Raw genomic sequence first — 20,911 nt, forward strand, 5'->3', positions numbered from 1 at the left:
TGTGGTTCCTTGCCGAAAATCCCGTTCTCACAACGGGATTGCCTACACGAGAGGTGTGGCAGCCGACGAGCCCGACGGACTCAGCTGCAGCGGCAGGAACGACACAGTTCACGCGTCAACGGCAACCGCAAACCCAGCGCGGCGGTCACGTACGTGACCCGCGGGGCGGAGTGATGGCTACCGGACATAACAATCAAGTTAACACCGAATCGGCACCCATCCAAGACAGACCGGCGAATTGTGTGGTGACACACAGCAAATCACCAGGTCAGCGCGGTGCGGCGGGAAGCGTAATGGTGTTGTGACACAGCACGAACCCCTCCCGAACGGTCCGGGAGGGGTTCGTGGTGTGTGCGGCCTACTTGGCCGGGGGCGTGAAGGGCTGGTTGATGGTGGTGAAGTACTGGATCGCGGCGGCAACGGCCACCGGGCCGGTGACGAAGAGCTGTCCGGCGACCACGCCGAGGAAGCCGACGGCGGCCGCACCCGCGACGCAACCGCCCAGCGGGCCGAGGCCGAACAGCGTGGCCAGCGCGCCGGTGGCGACGAGGCCGAGCGCGGCGCCCGCCACGCAACCGGCGGCGGCCCCGCCGAGACCGCCGACGAGGGTGCCGATGGTGGCGCCCATGGAGATCGTCGAGGTCAGGCGCGACCAGGCCGCCTGCTCACGTTCGTACTCCGACTTCCAGGGCGCCTTGTCCTCGTAGGGCAGAGCGACCGGCTTGTACACGGCCTTGGCCGGGTCGAGCTGCGGGGTGAGGGTGGCGGTGTTGCCCGAGATCTCGGCGGCGATCGGCAGCTCGAACTCGTCGAGCCGGAACGTCAGCGGGGTGGCCGCGACGGTGGTCCCGTCGGCTGTCTTGATCTTGAACGCACCGTCCTCGGTGACCAGTGAACCCGCGTCGGTCGTGACGACCGCCCGCGACTCGTCGACGACCTCGGCGGTGTAGTTGATCGGTGCTGCTTGTTCGGGCGCCGCGTTGACGGTGCCCGCGGTGACCCCGGTCGCCACGGCCAGTAGTGCCGCAACCACGGCGAACTTCCTCATCTTCATGCCGGAAAGCATCCGGTAAAGGCGCCCGGCTGACGAGGAATAAACGCAACACGATCGCAATCAGGAATTCACTCGGCCGCTTTCGCCGCGGCTTTCGCCTGTTTCTTGAATTCCCTTACTTCGGCGAGGGTTTCGGCGTCGACGACGTCGGCGACCGAACGGCGCGAGCCCTCGTCACCGTAGGCGCCCGCCGCTTTTCGCCAGCCCGCCGGTTCCACGCCGCGTTGTTTGCCGAGCAGGGCGAGAAAGATCTTCGCCTTCTGCGCGCCGAAGCCGGGCAGCTCCTGCAACCGGCGCAGCACTTCCTTGCCGTCGGGGTCGCCGTCGGTCCAGATCTTCGCTGGTACGCCGTCGTAATGCTCGATGACGTAGTGGGCGAGCGCCTGCGCGCGCCGGGCCATCGAGCGGCCGTAGCGGTGGATGGCGGGCGGGGTGGCGGCGAGTTCCTCGAATTCGGCCGGGTCGGCCTCGGCGATGCGACGCAGATCGAATCCGCCCATTCGCCCCGCCAGTTTCTGCGGCCCCCGAAAGGCGTGTTCCATCGGGTACTGCTGATCCAGGAGCATGCCCAGCAGCAAGGCGAAATCATCGGTGCTGAGGAGTTCGTCGGCGTCGGCGTCCTGGGCGAGGCACAGCGTTCGGGTCATATATTCATCGTGACACATTTCACTGAACTCACATCGGCGGTACGAATGACGGATTACACCCCACGCCCGGACCGTTTCGATCAGGCGGGACAACCCCAGCTGATCGATGCCCACGACCTCGAAGTGACCCAGCCCGGCGTCCGCGCCCTGGCCACCTGGACCCATGACCGACTCGGTCTGCGGCCCGGCGACAGCGCGCTCGATGTCGGTTCCGGCACCGGCTCGGAGGTGTTCACCTTCGCCGACGCGGTCGGCCCCCATGGCACCGCCGTCGGCGCGGAACCCGACCCGAACCTGCTCGCCGCCGCCACTCGGCGCGCGGCCGAACGCGGCTCGACCGCCGCTTTCGTCTCCGGCGACGCGTACGGATTGCCCTTCGGCGACAACACCTTCGACGCCGTCCTGTGCGAACGCGTCTTCCAGCACCTGACCGCCCCCGCCCGCGCCGCGGCCGAGATAGCCCGCGTCCTGCGCCCCCACGGCCGCGCCGTCGTCGTCGACGCCGACTGGGCGACCGCCGTCATCCACCCCGGCGACCCCAAGACCGCACGGTCGGTGATCGACACCCTCATCTCCTCGACCACCAACCCCCTCTCCGGCCGCAGACTCGCAGGCCTACTCACCGACGCAGGCCTCACCGTCGACGAAATCGGCTCCCACGCCCTGATCCAAGACCGCACCATCGGCGCAGGCGCCCTGGTAACCCGAATCGCCGACCTAGCAGTATTGCGCGGCACGATCACCCCGCAGGCCCGAGACCAACTCCTCACCGACCTCCAAGAAGCCGCCCCCCGAGGCCACACCCACATCTCGGTCACAGTCTTCGCCACCCTGGCTCACAAGAACTAGCCCCAGTCCGCCATGACCGCACTCCCAACCCCGCACGACCCGACCTCGAGGAGGGTCCGCCGCGAAGCGGCGTAGCGGCCCGGCCGCGAGTCAGCCGCCGTTGCGCATGCGCGAAGCGCGAGCAACGGCGGCTGGGCTGCGATCTGATCAGGGCCGAGGCTGCGACCCCTCGAGCAGCTTCTCCGTAGCCGCCAGCAACACACAAGTAGCCAGCCCATCCATCGCCTTCTCCAACTCCGGCAGCTGCGGAAAACTAGGAGCGATCCGAATGTTCTTGTCCTCCGGATCGTTGCGATACGGAAACGCCGACCCCGCCGCCGTCAACGCGATCCCCGCATCCTTGGCCAGCGCGATCACCCGCGCCGCCGTCCCCTCGAGCACATCGAGGCTGATGAAGTACCCACCCTTGGGCTCGGTCCACGAAGCGACCTTCGACGCCCCGAGCCGATCCTCGAGAATCCGCCGCACCAGCGCGAACTTCGGCTCGAGCAACCGCCGATGTTTCTGCATGTGCTCACGCACACCTTCGGCATCGGTGAAGAACCGCAGGTGTCGCAGCTGGTTGACCTTGTCGGGACCGATGCTCTTCTTGCCCGCGTGCTCGAGGTACCAGTCGATATTGTCCTTCGACGCGCCGAAGAAACTCACCCCGGCACCGGCGAAGGTGATCTTCGAGGTCGACGCGAACACCAGCGGCCGGTTCGGGTTCCCGGCGGCGGCCGCCATGCCGAGCACGTCGAGGACCGGGGCGGCGGTGTCGGTGAGCGGGTGCACCGCGTAGGCGTTGTCCCAGAACAGCCGGAAGTCCGGTGCGGCGGCGGGCATCGAGACCAGTTCGCGCACAACCTCTTCGGAGAACACCACGCCGGTGGGGTTGGAGTAGTTCGGCACCGCCCACAGGCCCTTGATCCGCGGGTCGTTCGCCAGCAGCTGCGCGATGGCGTGGGTGTCGGGGCCGTCGTGGCGCATCGGGACCGCGATCATCTCGATGCCGAGGGCTTCGGTGATCGCGAAGTGCCGGTCGTAGCCGGGAGCGGGGCACAGCCACTTGATCGGCTCGTCGGAGGCCCAGCGGCGCGGGGAGTCGGGGGTGCCGTAGAGCATCGAGAACACGATGATGTCGTGCATCATCTCGAGGCTGGCGTTGTTGCCCGCCAGCAGCTGGTCCACCGGGATGCCGAGCAGTTCGCCGAAGATGGCACGCAGTTCGGGCAGGCCGGTGAGGCCGCCGTAGTTGCGGCAGTCGGTGCCGGTGCCGTCGCGGAAGTCCCCGTCGCCGGGCAGGGCCAGCAGCGGCGAGGACAGGTCTAGTTGTTCCGGCGAGGGCTTACCTCGGGTGAGATCCAGCGTGAGCTTCTCGGTCGCGAGCGTCGCGTAATTCGCGTTCTGGGACTCGTGCTCGGACACGAGTTCCGCGTGGCTCATCAAACCGATCTGCGTTTGCCGGGGCATCCTGGGCAGCCTTTCGAAGCAGCAAGGTGGGTGTACCCGCAACGTTACCCGGCGATTGCCGGGATTCGGCAGGGTATCCGGGGAGGGTGGGACTCGCACGCTGCGAAGGTGTGTCAGCGGAGTTCCGAGAAGTAAGGGGACCCCGCGCACCCGGCAGAGCCCGTTGACCCTTGCTGCCTTCCGGCCCTGGGGGAGTTCACAGGATGCGCGCCGCGCGGGATCCGTCGGCCAGTGTAGCGGCAATCGCGCGGACTAGCGATCGCGGGGTTCGAACAGCAGGTCGGCGGCTCGGCTGAGCACTTCGACGCGGGTTCGTCCGGCGTGGTCCGCGGCCAGGAAGTGGCTGCCGATCACGGCGCAGAAGGCGAGCAGGGCGCGGGCTTCGACCTCGTCGGGGTCATCGCAGAATTCGCCGATCGTCTCGCGCAGCAAGGCCATTCGCGCGTTGTCGACGCGGCGCAGGCGGGCGGCCACGTCGTCGTCGCGGCGGGCCCAGTCCCGCACGGCCAGGTCGATGGGCAGCAGCCGGTGGTCCGAGAGGGTGAGCACCCCGGCCACCCGCGCCCTGGTCTTCGGATCGAGACCGGCGTTGTCGACTTTGGCGAGCACCTCGTCGACGGCCTCGCGTTCCCAGGCTTCGAGCATCGCGGTCAGCAGGGCCTCGCGGTCGGCGAAGTAACCGTAGAAACCACCCTTGGTTACGCCGATGCGTTTGGCGAGCGCTTCGACCCGTACCGCGTCGACTCCCGAAGTGGCGAGCACGTGCAGGCCCTCTTCGATCCAGCGTTCCCGTGGTGTTCGCGCAATGCCCACGTGTGCTCCGTTCTGCTCGCCCGACGACGGAGGAACCAGTGTACGTAGGCGTATAGGTACGTCATCCCCGGCGAAGCCGGCTACGATCAGTGCGATATCGGCAAGGGGGGTCCCGGTTCCCCATGACTACGAGGGGGTTCCGCGCGTGACCGGCCCGAACCAGCAACCGCCCGGCGGCGACGTACCGCCGTCCGACCCGACCGTGCAGTGGTGGGAACGCCCAGGCACCGAGTCCGGCCAGCCACCGCAGCAGGCCGATCCGACCATCCTGCGCGGTGACATCGGTACGCCCGGTCCCTACACCGCGCCGCCGACGCCGCACCAGAGCGGGGCGAACCCACAGCCCTACACCGCTCCCCCGGCGGCCACGCCGTACCAGAGTGGGGCGAACCAACAGCCCTACACCGGCATGCCGTACCAGGCGGGCGCCCCGGCGCAGCCGTTCGCGGCGCCGCCGCAGTACCCGGCCCAGCAGTGGGGCACGCCGCCGCGTCCGCCGTCGTCGGGCAACAAGGCCGTGTGGTGGATCGTCGGCGGTGCCGTCGCACTGGTCGGTGTGCTCGTGATCGGCCTCATCGCGTTCGCCGCGAACAAGGCCGACGAGACCGACCCCTTCGGCCCCAACCCGTCGGAGTGGGAAGGGAACTACGCCTTCCAGAAGGGTAAGAACGCCTGCGACCTGATCGACCTCACGGTGCTCAACCAGTGGGCGACGACCAGGGAGACGACCACGCACACCGAGCGTGAGCCGTCGGAGTACGGCGGCGGTGGCTCCTACAACTGCGATGCCGCCAACCAGGACTCCGGCCGCAACGGAACCGGCGCGAAGATCTCCCTCGAGGTGGCGTTCAAGGCCAGCTACGAGACCGAGTCGAACTACTCGCGCTGGAAGGGTTACGACACCAAGACCACCGGCAAGGACTACGACCACGGCCCGCTCAGCGGCCTCGGCTCGGAGGCCTACTACGCCTACGAGCAGCGCATCTACGGCTCGATCCCGAACGACTACACCTATGTGGTCGCCGCGCACGACAGCAACATCTCGGTGAAGGTGAAGATCGACGTCGACAAGATGGGCAGCGCGGACAAGTCGGCCATGCGCTCGGCCGCCGAAACCCAGGTCCGCAAGGTCCTGACCGCACTGAAGAAATAGCAGGTCAGCGGCGTCCGACGGGGGCCGGTTTGGCATCGGCCCCCGTCGACCCGCTATGCTGCTCCACGGAGGATTCGCCTAGTGGCCTATGGCGCTCGCCTGGAACGCGGGTTGGGTTAACGCCCTCAGGGGTTCAAATCCCCTATCCTCCGCCACAGCAGGGCCCTGATCGGTTCGCCGGTCAGGGCCCTGTTCGTTTTGATCCGGTGGATCTGTCGGTGGGCATCCGTAGAGTGAGCCCCGATGGTGCGGGAGACCCCCACCGCACCCGAACGCCGTCGTCGCCGCCCCGATAAATCGCGCGTGCAGACACAGCGGAACTGGGTATTAAAGGCTTCGTGCCCGTCGAAACCGACAGCGCACACCGGCCGACGCCGAGAGCGTCGGCCGAACACACCAAGAGGAAACTTTCGTGAGCACACCTGACACGACTATCGGTCGCGACACGGCAGGCCCCATCCGGCTGATGTTGCGCGACCGCAAAACGGCACCCGGCCCGATCGACGGCGCCTGGTGGCCGCGTACCGACGCACCCATGACCGAGATGCACCAGTTGGTCACCGCGGTCGGCCCGCAGATCGGCAAGCTGGCCCAGCTCGGATTCAACTGGACCGCCGACGAACCCGGTGCCGACGAGGCCGCGCGCATCATGCACCTGGTCGGCAGCAACGGCGCCAGCCTCGCGCTGCTCGTCATCCCGGCGTCCACCGAGGCCGCCGCCGCGCGCAGTCAGATGCGCTGGGCCGCAGGCAAACCCCGCATCCAGGACCCGGCCCCGGCCGACACCGCCGCCGACGGACCGCGCACGCTGCTCGGCGCGGTCTGAGTCAGCGGTCGCTGGTGTAGGTCGGATCGAAATCGCGCGGGGTGCCTCGGCGGCTGAGCAACCGGTCGAACCATTCACCGAGGATGACGCCCGCCGCCAGCGCGCACCCCACACCGAACGCGCCGAGAATCTGCCCGAAACCGAGCAGGGTCTCGTCGTCCAGCAGGGCGTACAGACCCCGATACACCTTCAGACCGGGCAGCAGCGGGGTGATGCCCGCGGCCGCGACGACCAGCGGCGGGGTGAGCGCGCGCCGCGCCATCAGACCACCGGCCATGCCGATCAGCGTGGCCGCCGCGCCCGAGGCGACGACCGGCCCGAACCCGATGTCCTGCACGACGAGGTAGGCGACGGTACCGCCCGCGCCACTGAGCCCGGCCGCGAACAGGGCGCGCCGCTCGGCGTAACAGGCCATCGCGAAGGCGACCGCCGCCACCGCACCGGCACTGAGTTTGAGCGCGAGGAATTCGGTGTCGCGTCCCGCGTTCGCCGCGATCTCGGGCACCTCGATTCCCAGGATCGTCGAAACCCGAAGGGCCAGTCCGATTCCCGCGACGATGCCGCCGGTCATCATCACCACTTCGAGCATGCGGGCCGCGGCGGTGATCGGCGCGCCGGTAATGGCGTCCTGTACCGAACCGACCAGTTGCAATCCGGACAGCAGCACGGTGATGCCCGCCGCCACGATCAGCGCGGCATCGGCCCGCCATTGATCGCTGAACGCGGCGAGCGCGATCGCCGGAACCGAGGCGATGATGCCGCCGACCATGTTCTGGAAGAAGAACGGCAGGCCGAGCTGATGCAGCGCACGGTTCACCAGGTCGATGACGGCGGTCGTCGCGAAACTGATGGCCGCCAGAATCGCCCCGCCGCCGAGCAGCACCGCGATGGCGGCGGCGAGCAGTGACCAACCCGCCGTCGACACCCAGCGGGGATACGGGTGCCGGGCGGAGACGATCTCGTCGAGCGCGGCGTGCGCGTTCTCCACCGGAACCACCTGGGTGCGGATGCGGCGGGTCAACCGGTCGACGGCGGCGAGGCGGGTGAAGTCGAGCGAGCGGTACTTCACCACCCGCATGTCGCTGGCGGGCGGCAGATACGGACCTCGGTCGGCCCAGATGCGGATGGCGTCGAAGGTGACGTCGATATCGCACTTGTCCAGGCCGTAGGTGGAGGCGATGAAACGCACCTGCGCGGAGGTGTCGCCGACACCGGTTCCGGCGGCGAGCACCACCTCACCCACCCGCACCGACAGGTCGAGCACCTGCGACACCTCGGCGTCGTCGGTGAGGTCGATCGGCCGCAGCGGGGTGGGCGCGGCGACGATGTTGTCGGCGGTGGCCCGCTCGAGCGGACGCACGAACGGGCGGCGCAGGCGCAGGCGCCGACCGAGGCGTTCGAGGGCCGAACCTTCGCCGTCGGCCGTGTGGTCCGCTGTCATCCTTCGACCGTAACGGCGTTTCGGGCCGGTTCGCCGTCTCGTCACGAGTTCGTCAACGTGTCGTGGGTAACTCCCCCGACCTGCTCAGATGTCGTCGATCAGGCCGGTGCTGTAGGCCGTGGCGGCGAGGTGCTGCAGGCAGCGTGGTCCACACCCGTCGTGCTCGGTCAGCACGAAACGGGCCTGCTGGAGCGAAGAGATGGGAGAATCGGCCACGCAGTCGGCATGTGCGGTGCGCCAGCGATGTTCGATATCGCCGGTGACGACCCGTGGCGGCGGGTCCGGCGCGGCTGTGTCGGGCAGGGTGTGACGGTAGGGGCCGGCAATGGAGGCGATGACTGTATGAACACCGGGACGGGGAAGGTGATCCAGGAGCGGCGGCGGTTGCTCGGGCTGTCGCAGCCCGCGCTCGCCACCGCCATCGGGGTGAGTTCGCGGCAGATCACCCGGTACGAGTCCGAGGAGCAGTCGCCGACTCTTCCGGTCGCGATCCGGCTGGCCGACGCGTTGCGCATCTCGCTGGCGGAACTGGACGGGATCGTCGACAACCGGGTCGACCTGGCGGGCCGGTGGTGGGCAGCCTGGCAGAAGGCGGCGAAACACGGTGACGAGGTCGAGGTAGCGGAGGTGACGATCCGGCACGAAGGCGACCACCTGCTGCTCGACACCGCCGAAACCGCGGTCGCCGAGGACGATCCGGCGCCGGGCGTGCGCGGTGAGATGCGGGTATGGGACGGTGACGCGATCACCGGCTGGGTACGGGGAATGGATGTCGCCTTCCCGGTCGGCACCATCTACTACTCGTTGCACCCCCAGGGCGCTCATGCGGTCGGCTCGTGGACGACGAAATCCGGACCCGACGGTGTGGTGCGCGGCTGGAGCACGTTGGCGAGGGAGAAGTCCGACGCCGAGAAACTCCTGCTCGAGATGTTGCGCGGCGACGGCATCGTCGAGTCGTGGCCGGGTACTCGCTCGGACTGAAGCCTGCGGCGGATGTCGGCGACGGTGGGGCGGCCGGGGTCCGTAGCGGCGGGCGGTAGTAACAGCAGGTAGCGGGTGAGTGCACCGAATCCCAAGAGGCCGACGGCGATCCACAGGTAGAAGTCCATGCTTTCCCCTCCGAACATGTCAGTTCCGCGCGGGTGGCGCGGTATGGTTCTGGTGAAGCAGCCAGGGAAAAGTATGGTCACTGTCAAGACCTTTTGGACAGCAAAAATCGTCTACAAACGTCTACAGTTCTCTACGATGGCTGCATGTCCAGTCGGGGCGAGCAGGGGAGACTCGTAGGCGCGCGGTTGCGGCGGCTGCGGGAAGAGGCCGGATTGTCCTTGGCGGGGTTGGCCACCCGGGTTCCGTACAGCCGGGCCGCCCTCGGCCACTACGAAACCGGTACGCGCGCCGCACCTTCCGAGGTGATCGACTGGTACGAACGGGTGCACGCCCAGGCCGTGCCCGCGCTCCCCCGTGTGCGCCGCGACCCGCGCGCGGCCGATGCGGCCCTCGCCGCCGCCATCGCGGCCGGGCATCGGGTCGGTCGCCCGCTCATCGAGATCGGCCGTCCACACCAGGGTGATTCTGGCTTCTTCTGCCCGTTCCGGATCGACGGGATGATCGAGGGCGAGGCGGCGGGCAGCGACGCCGCGACCGCATTGCGTTCGGCATTGCGCGCGATCGGCGACGAGTTGGGGCGGGCGGATCAGCGCTAGCCGCGCAGGAGCCCCACCACATCGGGGCGAGCCGATCAGCGACAGCCACCAACAGCGTCCAGTGCTTCGGCGAGCAGGGCGAGGTACCGATCGGGATCGGGTACGGCCGCGCGATCGGAACGCACGGAGAGCGTGATGGTTTCGCCGATACCGTGCACGCCGTGGGTCAGGTGCATGACCGTGCCGAGCGCCGGGAATCCACCGGTGAACAGGACGGGTGCCCCCGCGAAGGCGAGGTCGGCGGCGCCGCGATTCACACTGGAGACCACGGTGTTGCCGTCCATGACCGGCGGAGGTGTGTCGAGGTCAGCCCGGGCGACATCGCGCGCCGCGAACAGCGCGGGCACCGTGTCGCCGACCCGATCCCGTACGGCGAGCAGCGGATTCAGCGCGCGATCACGACGGGTTCGCAGTTCGTGGGCGATCAGGTCGGCGCGGACGCGCAGGTCGGGTTCTTCGATGTGCAGGTCGATGGACAGGCTTCGGTAGTTGTTGTTGGCGACGCGCGGTGTCGGCATGACCATCGGCAGAGCGGCGCCGAGACGTTGCGGTGGTTGACCGCGTTCGGCGAGGTAAGCGGTGAGCGCGGCCGAAATAGCTGTCAGCGCAAGCACTGTCACTGTGACACGCGGGGAGCGCAGCGTCTCGGCGGGGACGACGAGCATGCGGACCTGATGGTCGAACACCCCGACGGGACGCATCGTATTGACGGCACTCGGTGCGAAGCCGGTTGTCGGCGCGGGCACTTCACCGGCCTCGGTGCGTTCGGCGAGTTCCCGTCGCGCCCGGTCCGCCGCGAGACCACGGCGCACGGTAGCGACCAACTGCTGGGGAAAACTCAGTGCCCCAGACACACTCGGTGGAATCCATCCACAGATCTGTCCCCAGTAATCCACAGGCTGCCGCCGCGTTTCCACAGCATCTACTCGGCGTTTCGCCGAGTTATCCACAGGTGCATCGGGATCACTGTGGATGAACAGAGATCTGGTGAGCGCGGCCGCGCGGGTGCCGTCAGCGAGGGCGTGGGAGATCTGGACCACCACGACCAACGACGGTCCGGTCGACATCGGCGCGTCACGGACGCCACGGAAAACGTGTAGTCGCCACGGCCGTTCGGTGGCGTCGAGGCCGGTGCCCAGAAGTTCGCCGAGCCGATCGAGCAGGGTGGGCCAGGCCAGACCCTCGGGTCGGTGGGCGATGAATTGCTGGGGCAGGAATTCGGCCGGAATCCAATGCGGATAGTCGAGGTCGCGCGCGGTCGCGCGCAACCGAAGACACAGATCGGGAATTCGCGCCGCGCGTTCGGCCACGAGCGCGCGCAGTTCCGCTGTGGGAGTGGCGGATTCGCCGAAGCAGTAGAGCAGGAACACATCATTGGCGGTGCGGCGCGACAGCCAGAACATCGTCGCGTCGCGCGGGGCCATTCTGGTCACCCGGCCACGATAGGCCACGCCGAGAGGAGGCCCCGAGTCCTATCGACCCGGGGCCCGAACTGCCCGGTTCAGGCGCATCCGCGGTTCAGCCGCGCGCGAACTGTCCTGCGGTGACGTCGGCGAGAAACGCTCGCCACGCTCCTGGTCCGAAGGCCAGCACGGGGCCGCGCCCGTGATCCTTGGTGTCGCGCACCGCGATGTCGCCGCCGGTGAGAAAGGCGACTTCCACGCAGTTTCCATCAGGACCGCTGTAGGTGCTCTTGCGCCACACAGCGCCCGTCACGTCAACCTCCACAGCACTTGCTCCTTCGCATCAGTGAGAACGGGATAACACCGCCGAATCGGTTCAGCATTTCCGATTTCCGGCGCGACCGACGAGTTACTTCGTGGCACCGACAGCACTGCCACCCGGTACGCGCAACCGATCGGCACGAACCAGCGCATGAGGCGTTTCCGCCTCCGGGGGCTGCCCCCGCGGAAGAAACAGTAGCAGGTCTTCCGCAAGTTTGCGGATGAGAATTTGCTTTCTCATATCCGTTTGCCAACCTTGCGAAGATTCACGTTTGCGACGGCATTGCCAGCACCCCTTACCCATTCCTCACCACCGCCACACATGCGAAGTTACTTCCATGTGATTTGTTCGTGATACGTCACATTCCCGCGCCCCTCAGCGGCCACCTCAGCACCATCCGGGGCGAGTGTGGATCATGGAGGAATGATCTCCCGTGACCGCGACGCCGCAGGTCGTGCCCGCAATGACCGCCCGCGTGACCGCCTCGGCCGACCACTGCCGCCCGGCAGTGCCGGAGTCGCCCGAATTCCCGACGATCTCGAGTTGACCCCCCAGCAAACTCTGGCCTTCGCCCAGCAACTGCTGGACGACGGATTGGCATTCAACGCGCACGAAGTTTTGGAAGCCGCGTGGAAGAACGGACCGGTAGCCGAGCGGATGCTCTGGCAGGGTCTCGCCCAATATGCCGTCGGCCTGACCCACATCCAGCGCGGCAACACCAAGGGCGCGACGACGCTGCTGCTGCGCGCGAGGGAGCGGCTCGGCGCCTACCCGGCGAATGCCCAGCAGCACGAGGTCGACCGCGACGGCCTGATCGCCTACGCCGGGCAGCTGCTCGACGCCATCGAACGCGGCACCGCGCTGACCGACGAGCGGTTGCGGCCGAGGCTGCGCCGCACGACCGACTAGGATCGGACAGGTGTCCAGTTCACCCGGCGCAGGCCGCTACGCCCCCAGCCCCTCGGGCGAGCTCCACCTGGGCAATCTGCGCACCGCTCTGCTGGCCTGGCTCTACGCCCGCACCACCGGTCGCGCGTTCCGCATGCGCATCGACGACCTCGACCGCGTCCGCCCGGGGGCGGCGCGACGTCAGCTCGACGACCTCGCCGCCATCGGGCTCGACTGGGACGGGCCGGTGCTGTGTCAATCCGACCGGCTCGCGATCTACGAGTCGACGATCGCGGACCTCACCGCCGCCGGGCGCACCTATGAATGCTTCTGCACCCGACGCGAGATCCAGCAGGCCACCGCCGCGCCACACGGACCGATGGGCGCCTACCCCGGCACCTGTCGCCCCTTGACCGACGCGCAACGCGCCGCCCGCCGGGCCGAAGGCCGTGCGCCCGCAGTGCGATTGCGCGCGGAGGTGACCGAGTACGAGGTCACCGACCTGCGTCACGGCCGGTATCGCGGCGCGGTCGACGATCTGGTGCTGCGCCGAGGAGACGGCATCCCGGCCTACAACCTCACCGTCGTCGTCGACGATGCCGCCCAGGGGGTGGACCAGGTGGTACGCGGCGACGACCTGCTGCCGTCCACCCCGCGCCAGGCCTACCTCGCCGACCTGCTCGGGCTGCCACGACCCACCTACGCCCATGTTCCGTTGGTGCTCAACGCCGAAGGAAAAAGACTCGCCAAACGCGATGGGGCGGTGACCCTTTCCGATCGACTCGCCCTCGGCAACACGCCCGGCGACGTGGTGGCGGCGATCGCCGATTCACTCGGATACACCGCTCGCACAACGGCGGAGCTCCGCGAGGTTTTCGACCCGGCGCGCATCCCGGGAAAACCATGGATACTCGAGCCTATCGGGTTGTTCCAACCAGACCGATGTCCGTAACGTACGCAACGACCGATCTACTGATCACGACGAGGACGAATTTATGACCAGCGGTGGTTACGACCCCAACCAGTACCCGCAGGGCGGTCAGCCCGGCGGCTACGGCCAGGACCCCTACGGCCAGCAGCCGGGATACGGACAGCAGCAGCAGCCCTACGGCCAGCCCCAGCCGGGTTACGGTCAGCCGGTGCCCGGTTACGGGCAGGCCGACCCGTACGGTCAGCAGCAGCCCGCCTACGGTCAGCAGCCGTACGGCCAGCCGCAGCCCGGCTACGGTGCCGATCCGTACAACCAGCAGGGTTTCGGTGGCACGCAGGCCGGTGACCTCGGCACGCGTCTCGGCGCGCGCGTGATCGACGGCTTCATCATCGGTATTCCGATGGCGATCGTGAACTTCGTCGTCGGCATGGCCCTGATGGACAGCCCGCTCCTCTCGGGCATCATCGTGTGGGTGCTCATGGGCATCGCCTACGTGGGTTACAACGTCGGCTTCGAGGTGACGCAGGGCACCACCCTCGGCAAGAAGCTGCTGGGTCTGCGGGTCGTCGCCCCCGGTGGCGCACCGAAGCTCACTCCGGAGGCCTCGTTCAAGCGCAACATCTTCCTTGCGCCCATGGTCATCTACTGCCTCGGCGCTCTGGCCACCACCGGCCTGGCCATCTACATCGCGGTGACCATCAACAACGACCCGAACAAGCAGGGCTGGCACGACAAGCTCGCTGGCGGAACCCAGGTCGTCAAGGGCTGATTCAGCTCCGACCCGCAAAACCCCAAGGGGCGCTTCCGGATTCTGGAAGCGCCCCTTGTTCGTCTGCGAGAGTCAGTAGGTGGACGAGGAATCCAGTCCACCGACCACGCCGAGGACCACCACGAACACGATGTAGAGCAGCCAGAGGACCAGCGAGATGGCGCCGATCCAGATGCCCGCCTGGGCCATGCCCTTGCCCTCACCTCCGCGTTCCTTGATCTGGTTGATCGCCATCACACCGAGAATGATGCCGACGATCGAACCGAGGCCGCAGCTACACAGGCCGATCAGTGACGACACCAGCGCACCAATGGCGAGACCGTTCGTGCCCTGCGGCTGCGGGTAGGCACCGTAGGGGTTGTAGGCCCCGGCGGCCGGATACCCGCCGTACTGCGGCTGCTGCGGGTACTGCGGCGCCGCGGGCTGCTGGTAGTCCGGGTACTGCGGCTGCATCGGCGGCTGCTGCGGGTATTGCGGAGCGGACTGCTGCGGATACTGCGGCGCGGACTGCTGCGGGTTGGACGGGTAGCTCGAAGGCTGCGACGGCGGGGCGGTCGGGTACTGCGGCACCGAACCCGGCGCGCCGGACTCCGGGGACACGCCGGAACCGCCGTACTGCTTCCACCACTCGTCGGAATCGCCGGGATTCGTCATTGCTACAGGGTATTGCATATGTCTTTGGAGCGCTGGCGCGCTCGAGCGGGGCCCTTCGGCCCCGCTGGGCAGGGTTCACCCCATCGGGGTGGGCGTCCTTGGGAGGATGTGTCTCGTGACTGATGCAAACTCGCTCGACAAACCCGCCGAATCTGGGCACCCCGCGCCGGAACACGCGGCATTCGCCCAGGTAGCGCGGGGGTTTTATCCGGTAATCGTCGCCGTGTTCACCGCGACGCTGATCATTTCCAATATCTGCGCCACCAAGGGCGTCGAGTTCTTCTCCGGCAGTTCGGTCATGCTCGGCCCGCTGCAGGTCCTGCCGATCGCCACCGACGCCGCCTTCTTCCTGTTCCCGCTGGCCTACATCCTCGGCGACGTCCTCAGCGAGGTCTACGGGTTCCGGGCCACCCGCCACGCGATCTACACCGGTTTCGCGGCGCTACTGCTCACCGTCGCCTGCTTCTACGTCGCCGTCCGGCTGCCCGCGGCGGGGTTCTACGAGAACCAGGAAGCGTTCCGCACCGTCCTCGGCACCACCCCGCAGCTGGTGCTCGCCGGGCTCGCCGGATACTTCGTCGGCCAGCTGCTGAACTCGGCGACGCTGGTGTTCATCAAGGAACGCACCAAGGAAAAGCACCTGTGGGCGCGGTTGATCGGCTCGACCGTGATCGGCGAGTTCGCCGACACCCTCATCTTCTGCTCGATCGCCGCCCCGGCCATCGGCATCGACACCTGGCAGTCGTTCGTCAACTTCGTGATCGTCGGCTTCGTCTGGAAGACGGTGTGCGAGGTGCTGGTCCTCCCCGTCACCTACCGGGTCATCGCCGTCCTCAAGATGAAGGAACCTTCCTACGCCCCCGCGAAGGTCGACGCCCTCCACGACTGAACGGCGGACCCACCTCTTCGAGCGCGTTCCGCGTAGTGGGTCGAGCTCAGCTGGACAATTGATCACCACGCTCTGGTGGCGTCAGCCTCCCAGCCGATGCCGCACCAGAGCGTGGTGATCGGACGTCCGGGTCTACTCGCCGGGGGCTTTGATGCGGCCTTGCCACTGGCCGAGGAATTCCTTCTTGAATTCATCGAAGTAGCCACCTTCGATGCTCGCTCGGATCCGGTCGACCAGGCGGACGGTGAAGCGCTCGTTGTGGATCGTGCACAGCGTCGCCGAGAGCATCTCCTTGGCTTTGAACAGATGATGCAGGTAGGCGCGGGTGTAGTTGGCGCAGGTGTAGCAGTCGCAGTTCTCGTCGATCGGGGTGAAGTCGCGGCGGAAACGGCTGGTGTTGATGTTGAACCGGCCCTCGTCCACGTAGATCGCGGCGTTGCGCGCCACCCGCGACGGGTTCACGCAGTCGAAGGTGTCGGCGCCGTTCTCGATGGCGACGAACATGTCCTCCGGTTCGCTGATGCCGAGCATGTGGCGCGGCTTGGCTTCGGGCAGCTCGTCACAGCACCAGCCGACGATGGTGCCGAGATTGTGCTTCTCGAGCGCGCCGCCGATGCCGTACCCGTCGAATTCCGTTCCGCCACTTCCCCGGATCGATTCGAGCTCGCGACAAGCCTTGCGGCGCAGGTCTTCGTATTGCGCGCCCTGGATCACCGCGAACAGTGCCTGGTAGGGCCGGTGGGTGCGGGTGGCGGTGAGCCGTTCGTGTTCATCGATGCAGCGCTGCGCCCACTCGTGCGTGCGCTGCAGCGATTTCTCCTGGTAGCCACGGGTGTTCATGAGGGTGGTCAGTTCGTCGAAGGCGAACATGATGTCGGCGCCGAGCTGGTGCTGGATGCCCATCGACACCTCGGGGGTGAAGCGATGCTTCGAGCCGTCGAGGTGGGACCGGAAGGTGACACCGTCGTCGTCGACCGTCGCCAGCCGTTCCTTGCCGGGCGCGATCACCTGGTCCGACCGCACCCCGACGGCCTCCATGGCGAGCACCTTCTTGAAACCGACACCCAGCGACATCACCTGGAACCCGCCGCTGTCGGTGAACGTTGGCCCGGCCCAGTTCATGAACTTGCCGAGCCCACCCGCCTCGTCGACGATGTCGGAACCCGGCTGCAGGTACAGGTGGTAGGCATTGGCCAGCAGCGCCTGCGCACCCAGCTCCTTCATCGTCTCGGGCAGCACCGCCTTCACCGACGCCTTGGTCCCCACCGGGATGAAGGCGGGCGTGGCGATCTCCCCGTGCGGCGTGCTGATGACGCCGGTACGCCCGTGCCTACCCCCGTCGAGACGGGTACCTACGGCGAAGGAGAACTCACTGGGATCGGCCACCCGACCATGGTGCCAGCCCCGCACATCCCGACCTCGAGGAGGGATCCCCGCGCAGCGGCGGTTCGAGCGCGCCAGCGCTCAATTGGACACAGCTGCGAACTGGGCGTTGTAGAGCCGGTAGTAGGCGCCTCGCTCCTCGAGCAGCCGTTCGTGGTTGCCGTGTTCCACGATGCGGCCCTTCTCCATCACCACGATCAGATCGGCGTCCCGAATGGTCGAAAGCCGATGCGCGATCACGAAACTGGTGCGGTCGCGGCGCAGGGCGGCGGTGGCGTGCTGGACGAGCAGTTCGGTGCGGGTGTCGACCGAGCTGGTGGCCTCGTCGAGGATCAGGATCGACGGCTTGGCCAGGAACGCGCGCGCGATGGTGATGAGCTGCTTCTCACCGGCGCTCACCCCACCACCTTCCTCGTCGATCACCGTGTCGTAGCCGTCGGGCAGCGAGTGCACGAACCGGTCGACGTAGGCGGCGCGGGCCGCGGCGATGATGTCGTTCTCCGAGGCGTTCGGATTGCCGTAGGCGATGTTCTCGCGGATGGTGCCCTGGAACAGCCAGGTGTCCTGCAGCACCATGCCGATGCGCGAGCGCAGATGGTCGCGCGAGATGGTGGTGATGTCGACGTCGTCGATGGAGATGGTGCCCGCGTCGATCTCGTAGAAGCGCATCAGCAGGTTCACCAGCGTGGTCTTGCCCGCACCGGTCGGGCCGACGATCGCGATGACGTGCCCCGGGTCGGCCACCAGCGAAAGCCGTTCGATGACTGGGGTTTCCGGGTCGTAGCCGAAGGACACCGCGTCGAACTCCACCCGGCCTCGGTCGACGGGGCGCGGGTTCTCCACCAGCGGGTCGGGGCTCTGTTCCTCGGCGTCGAGGATCTCGAAGATCCGTTCGGCCGAGGCCACGCCGGACTGCAGCAGGTTGGCCATGGCGCCGATCTGGGTGAGCGGCTGGCTGAACTGGCGCGAGTACTGGATGAAGGCCTGCACCTCACCGAGCGAGAGGTTGCCGGTGGCCACCCGCAGACCGCCGACCAGCGCGATGAACACGAAGTTCACGTTCCCGAGAAACATGATCGCGGGCATGATGAGGCCGGAGATGAACTGCGCCTTGAAGCTGGCGTGGTAGAGCTTGTCGTTGCGTTCGTCGAATTCCCGGCCGACCTCGCGGCTGCGGCCGAACGCGGTGATGATCTCGTGACCGGTGTAGGCCTCCTCCACCGAGGAATTCACCTCACCGGTGTATTTCCACTGGTTCACGAAGTGCGGCTTGGACCGCTTGGCGATCTGTGCGGTGACGACGATGGCGGCGGGCACCGTGAGCAGGGCGATCAGCGCGAGCAGCGGTGAGATCCAGAACATCATGATCAGGATGCCGACCACGGTGAACAGCGAGACCAGCAACTGGCTCATGGTCTGCTGCAGGCTCTGCGACACATTGTCGACGTCGTTGGTGACGCGGCTGAGCACGTCGCCGCGCGGCGCGGTGTCGAAGTAGCGCAACGGCAGGCGGTGCAGCTTGTTCTCCACGTCGTCGCGCAGCCGTTTGACCGTACGGTTGATGACGAGATTGAGCAGATAACCCTGCAACCAGCCGAAGACCGAGGCGAGCAGGTAGAGCGCGAGGACCAGGGTGAGCACCCGGCCGACGGCCCCGAAGTCGATGCCGGTGCCGGGCACCACGTTCATGGCCGAGAGCATGTCGGCGCGGGTGTTCTCCCCGCGCTGACGCAGCATCTCGACGGTTTCGTCCTTGCTCAGCCCCGCCGGGAGCTGCTTGCCGACGAATCCGTCGAACACCAGGTTCGTCGCCTTGCCGAGCAACCACGGGCCGAGCGTGTTGAGCACCACCGAGGTGATGACCAGCGCGACGATGGCCCCAACGGTGAACTTCTCCGGCGCGAGGCGGCGCAGCAGCCGCTTCAAGGACGGAACGAACGATTTCGCTTTCGTACCCGGACCGCCGGGGACGGGTCCACCCGGCCTCATCGAGCCTCCTCCACACTGAGCTGGGACTCGACGATCTCGCGGTACTCCGGGCACCGCCGCATCAGTTCGTCATGGGTGCCGAGGCCCGCCATCGCACCGTCCTCGAGCACGACGATCTGGTCGGCGTCGCGAATGGTCTGGATCCGCTGGGCCACGATGATCACCGAGGCGTCGGCGGTCTCGGGTTTCAGCGCCGCGCGCAGGCGGGCATCGGTGGCCACGTCGAGCGCGGAGAACGAATCGTCGAACAGGTAGACGCGCGGCTTGCGCACCAGCGCGCGGGCGATGCACAGCCGCTGACGCTGACCACCCGACACCGTCGTGCCGCCCTGGGCGACCGGGGTGTCGAGGCCCTGCGGCATCTCGCGGACGAAGTCGGCCGCCTGGGCCACCTCGAGCGCGTGCCACAGTTCCTCGTCGGTGGCGTCGGGTTTGCCGTAGCGCAGGTTGCTCGCGATGGTTCCGGAGAACAGGTAGGCCTTCTGTGGTACCAATCCGATTCCGCCGCGCAGGCTTTCGAGGTCGAGGTGACGCACATCGGTGCCGCCGACGTACACCGCGCCGTCGGTGACATCGATCAGGCGCGGGATCAGATTGATCAGCGTGGTCTTGCCCGCACCGGTCGAACCGACCACGGCCGTCGTCGTTCCCGGCGCCACCTGGAAGCGGATGGCTCGCAGCACCGGTTTCTCCGCGCCGGGGAAGGCGAATTCGGCGAATTGCAGGTCGACGGCCGCCGGGTCGCCCGCGAAGGGTTGTGGCAGGCGTGGCGGGCGCACCGAGGACTCGGTCTCGAGCACCGCGCCGATCCGGTCGGCCGAGACCGCCGCGCGCGGGGCCATCATCGCCAGGAACGAGGCCATCATCACGGCCATCAGGATCTGCATGATGTAGGACAGCATCGCGGTGAGCGAGCCGATCTGCATGGTGCCGTCGTCGACGTGGTGTCCGCCGAACCAGATCACCCCGACGGCGGTGACATTGGAGATGAGCATGACGGTCGGGAACATCAGTGCCATCAGCTTGCCCACCCGCAGCGAGGCGTCGGTGAGCGAGGTATTGGCCATCCCGAAGCGCCAGATCTCCTGACGTTCCCGCACGAACGCGCGGATCACCCGGATACCGGTGATCTGCTCGCGCAGCACCCGGTTCACCCCGTCGATGCGTTCCTGCATCTGCCGGAAGCCGGGCACCATCTTCGCCACGATCAGGCCCATGCTCAGCGCGAGCGCGGGCACCGCGATGAGCAACAGCCACGACAGCCCGAGGTCTTCGCGCAGGGCCATGACGATGCCGCCGACGCACATGATCGGTGCCATCACCAGAATCGTCACCGACATGACGATGAGCAGCTGCACCTGCTGGATGTCGTTGGTGGAGCGGGTGATGAGCGAGGGCGCGCCGAACACACCGACCTCGCGCGCGGAGAACGTCTCCACCCGGTGCAGCACCGCGCCGCGCATGTCCCGGCCCGCGCCCATCGCCGCCTGCGCGCCTAAGTACACCGAGGCCGACGAGGCGATGATCTGCACGCAGCTCACCGCGAGCATCCACAGGCCGGTGGTCCAGATGTAGCCGATATCGCCCCGGGTGATGCCGTTGTCGATGAGGTCGGCGTTGAGGCTCGGCAGGTAGAGCATCGCGATGACCGAGACCAGCTGGAGCACGAGAACCCCGGCCAGCTGGGCGCGGTACGGGGCCGAGTAGGTCCGCAGCAGGGTGATCAACATGATGGACGCAGG

Annotated in this window: 21 protein-coding genes, 1 tRNA gene and 1 other RNA gene; 10 read left to right on the plus strand and 13 right to left on the minus strand. The window is 67.4% G+C overall.

The genetic code is table 11. The features are described 5' to 3' along the window. Positions 1 to 358 precede the first annotated feature (358 nt). Positions 359 to 1,054 (minus strand): DUF8020 domain-containing protein, encoded by a 696-nt coding sequence (locus tag NC7_RS00905; protein WP_067977685.1) that lies wholly within the window; start codon positions 1,052 to 1,054, stop codon positions 359 to 361. A 68-nt stretch (positions 1,055 to 1,122) separates the two neighbouring features. Further along, positions 1,123 to 1,701, minus strand: a complete 579-nt coding sequence (locus NC7_RS00910; RefSeq protein WP_067977687.1) for an HhH-GPD-type base excision DNA repair protein — start codon at positions 1,699 to 1,701, stop codon at positions 1,123 to 1,125. Positions 1,702 to 1,746: 45 nt separating this feature from the next. Here NC7_RS00910 and NC7_RS00915 point away from each other — a divergent pair, with 45 nt between their 5' ends. Beyond that, positions 1,747 to 2,550, plus strand: a complete 804-nt coding sequence (locus NC7_RS00915; protein WP_067977688.1) for a methyltransferase domain-containing protein — start codon at positions 1,747 to 1,749, stop codon at positions 2,548 to 2,550. 147 nt (positions 2,551 to 2,697) lie between these two features. Here NC7_RS00915 and NC7_RS00920 read toward each other — a convergent pair whose 3' ends face one another. The 3 genes from NC7_RS00920 to NC7_RS00930 all read right to left on the minus strand — a co-directional run bounded on the left by NC7_RS00920 (position 2,698) and on the right by NC7_RS00930 (position 4,815). Beyond that, entirely contained in the window at positions 2,698 to 4,002 is a 1,305-nt protein-coding gene (locus tag NC7_RS00920) for an aspartate aminotransferase type Ic (RefSeq protein WP_067977690.1), read from the minus strand. Positions 4,003 to 4,133: 131 nt separating this feature from the next. Next, positions 4,134 to 4,228, minus strand: an RNA gene (gene ffs / locus NC7_RS00925) — signal recognition particle sRNA small type. 26 nt (positions 4,229 to 4,254) lie between these two features. Next, positions 4,255 to 4,815, minus strand: a complete 561-nt coding sequence (locus NC7_RS00930) for a TetR/AcrR family transcriptional regulator (protein WP_067977693.1) — start codon at positions 4,813 to 4,815, stop codon at positions 4,255 to 4,257. A 145-nt stretch (positions 4,816 to 4,960) separates the two neighbouring features. Here NC7_RS00930 and NC7_RS00935 point away from each other — a divergent pair, with 145 nt between their 5' ends. From NC7_RS00935 to NC7_RS00945, 3 genes are all read left to right on the plus strand, one after another. Then, positions 4,961 to 5,968: a hypothetical protein gene (locus NC7_RS00935; protein WP_067977695.1), complete on the plus strand. Its 1,008-nt coding sequence runs from the start codon at positions 4,961 to 4,963 to the stop codon at positions 5,966 to 5,968. 67 nt (positions 5,969 to 6,035) lie between these two features. After that, a tRNA-Ser gene (locus NC7_RS00940) sits at positions 6,036 to 6,123 on the plus strand. A gap of 257 nt (positions 6,124 to 6,380) precedes the next feature. Further along, positions 6,381 to 6,794: a DUF5994 family protein gene (locus NC7_RS00945; RefSeq protein WP_157101790.1), complete on the plus strand. Its 414-nt coding sequence runs from the start codon at positions 6,381 to 6,383 to the stop codon at positions 6,792 to 6,794. Position 6,795: 1 nt separating this feature from the next. Here the strand turns inward: NC7_RS00945 and NC7_RS00950 are convergent, their stop codons facing one another. Beyond that, positions 6,796 to 8,235 (minus strand): threonine/serine exporter family protein, encoded by a 1,440-nt coding sequence (locus tag NC7_RS00950; protein ID WP_084457721.1) that lies wholly within the window; start codon positions 8,233 to 8,235, stop codon positions 6,796 to 6,798. Positions 8,236 to 8,319: 84 nt separating this feature from the next. Next, positions 8,320 to 8,451, minus strand: coding sequence for a hypothetical protein (locus tag NC7_RS29920; RefSeq protein WP_255284036.1), 132 nt, complete (start codon positions 8,449 to 8,451; stop codon positions 8,320 to 8,322). A gap of 126 nt (positions 8,452 to 8,577) precedes the next feature. Between NC7_RS29920 and NC7_RS00955 the strand changes: the two genes are divergently transcribed. Then, complete coding sequence (locus tag NC7_RS00955; RefSeq protein ID WP_159372904.1) at positions 8,578 to 9,216, plus strand: helix-turn-helix domain-containing protein; 639 nt, start codon at positions 8,578 to 8,580, stop codon at positions 9,214 to 9,216. 272 nt (positions 9,217 to 9,488) lie between these two features. Continuing rightward, the gene (locus tag NC7_RS29700) at positions 9,489 to 9,941 is read left to right on the plus strand and encodes a helix-turn-helix domain-containing protein (RefSeq protein ID WP_084457727.1); all 453 of its coding nucleotides are present in this window, start codon (positions 9,489 to 9,491) and stop codon (positions 9,939 to 9,941) included. A 35-nt stretch (positions 9,942 to 9,976) separates the two neighbouring features. On the opposite strand, the gene NC7_RS00965 is transcribed toward NC7_RS29700, so the two are convergent. Together NC7_RS00965 and NC7_RS00970 are read right to left on the minus strand one after the other, a co-directional pair. After that, positions 9,977 to 11,365: a wax ester/triacylglycerol synthase domain-containing protein gene (locus tag NC7_RS00965; protein WP_236573723.1), complete on the minus strand. Its 1,389-nt coding sequence runs from the start codon at positions 11,363 to 11,365 to the stop codon at positions 9,977 to 9,979. A gap of 94 nt (positions 11,366 to 11,459) precedes the next feature. Beyond that, positions 11,460 to 11,669 (minus strand): DUF397 domain-containing protein, encoded by a 210-nt coding sequence (locus NC7_RS00970; protein ID WP_067977703.1) that lies wholly within the window; start codon positions 11,667 to 11,669, stop codon positions 11,460 to 11,462. 420 nt (positions 11,670 to 12,089) lie between these two features. Here NC7_RS00970 and NC7_RS00975 point away from each other — a divergent pair, with 420 nt between their 5' ends. Genes NC7_RS00975 through NC7_RS00985 form a run of 3 tightly spaced genes read left to right on the plus strand, consistent with a single transcriptional unit; the run spans position 12,090 to position 14,254 of the window. Beyond that, positions 12,090 to 12,575: a DUF309 domain-containing protein gene (locus tag NC7_RS00975; RefSeq protein ID WP_067977705.1), complete on the plus strand. Its 486-nt coding sequence runs from the start codon at positions 12,090 to 12,092 to the stop codon at positions 12,573 to 12,575. A 10-nt stretch (positions 12,576 to 12,585) separates the two neighbouring features. Beyond that, positions 12,586 to 13,506 carry a tRNA glutamyl-Q(34) synthetase GluQRS gene (gene gluQRS, locus NC7_RS00980; protein ID WP_236573719.1) on the plus strand — a complete coding sequence of 307 codons (921 nt, stop codon included), beginning with the start codon at positions 12,586 to 12,588 and terminating at the stop codon, positions 13,504 to 13,506. Positions 13,507 to 13,549: 43 nt separating this feature from the next. After that, a complete protein-coding gene (locus NC7_RS00985; RefSeq protein ID WP_067977709.1) occupies positions 13,550 to 14,254 on the plus strand; it encodes an RDD family protein in 705 nt (234 codons plus the stop codon). A gap of 72 nt (positions 14,255 to 14,326) precedes the next feature. Here the strand turns inward: NC7_RS00985 and NC7_RS00990 are convergent, their stop codons facing one another. After that, positions 14,327 to 14,908, minus strand: coding sequence for a DUF4190 domain-containing protein (locus tag NC7_RS00990; RefSeq protein ID WP_067977710.1), 582 nt, complete (start codon positions 14,906 to 14,908; stop codon positions 14,327 to 14,329). Between the two features lie 106 nt (positions 14,909 to 15,014). On the opposite strand from NC7_RS00990, the gene NC7_RS00995 reads away from it, so the two are divergent. Next, positions 15,015 to 15,797: a queuosine precursor transporter gene (locus tag NC7_RS00995; protein ID WP_084457730.1), complete on the plus strand. Its 783-nt coding sequence runs from the start codon at positions 15,015 to 15,017 to the stop codon at positions 15,795 to 15,797. Between the two features lie 132 nt (positions 15,798 to 15,929). On the opposite strand, the gene tgt is transcribed toward NC7_RS00995, so the two are convergent. From tgt to NC7_RS01010, 3 genes are all read right to left on the minus strand, one after another. Further along, positions 15,930 to 17,183, minus strand: coding sequence for a tRNA guanosine(34) transglycosylase Tgt (gene tgt / locus NC7_RS01000; RefSeq protein WP_067977714.1), 1,254 nt, complete (start codon positions 17,181 to 17,183; stop codon positions 15,930 to 15,932). A 78-nt stretch (positions 17,184 to 17,261) separates the two neighbouring features. After that, entirely contained in the window at positions 17,262 to 19,169 is a 1,908-nt protein-coding gene (locus tag NC7_RS01005) for an ABC transporter ATP-binding protein (protein WP_067977715.1), read from the minus strand. Then, on the minus strand, positions 19,166 to 20,899 hold the full coding sequence (locus NC7_RS01010) for an ABC transporter ATP-binding protein (protein WP_067977717.1): 1,734 nt from the start codon (positions 20,897 to 20,899) through the stop codon (positions 19,166 to 19,168). Before NC7_RS01010 ends, NC7_RS01005 begins: the two co-directional genes overlap by 4 nt. Between the last annotated feature and the right edge of the window lie 12 nt (positions 20,900 to 20,911).

Origin of the sequence: Nocardia caishijiensis NBRC 108228 (assembly GCF_001612825.1) — a bacterium.
Lineage (GTDB): Bacteria > Actinomycetota > Actinomycetes > Mycobacteriales > Mycobacteriaceae > Nocardia > Nocardia caishijiensis.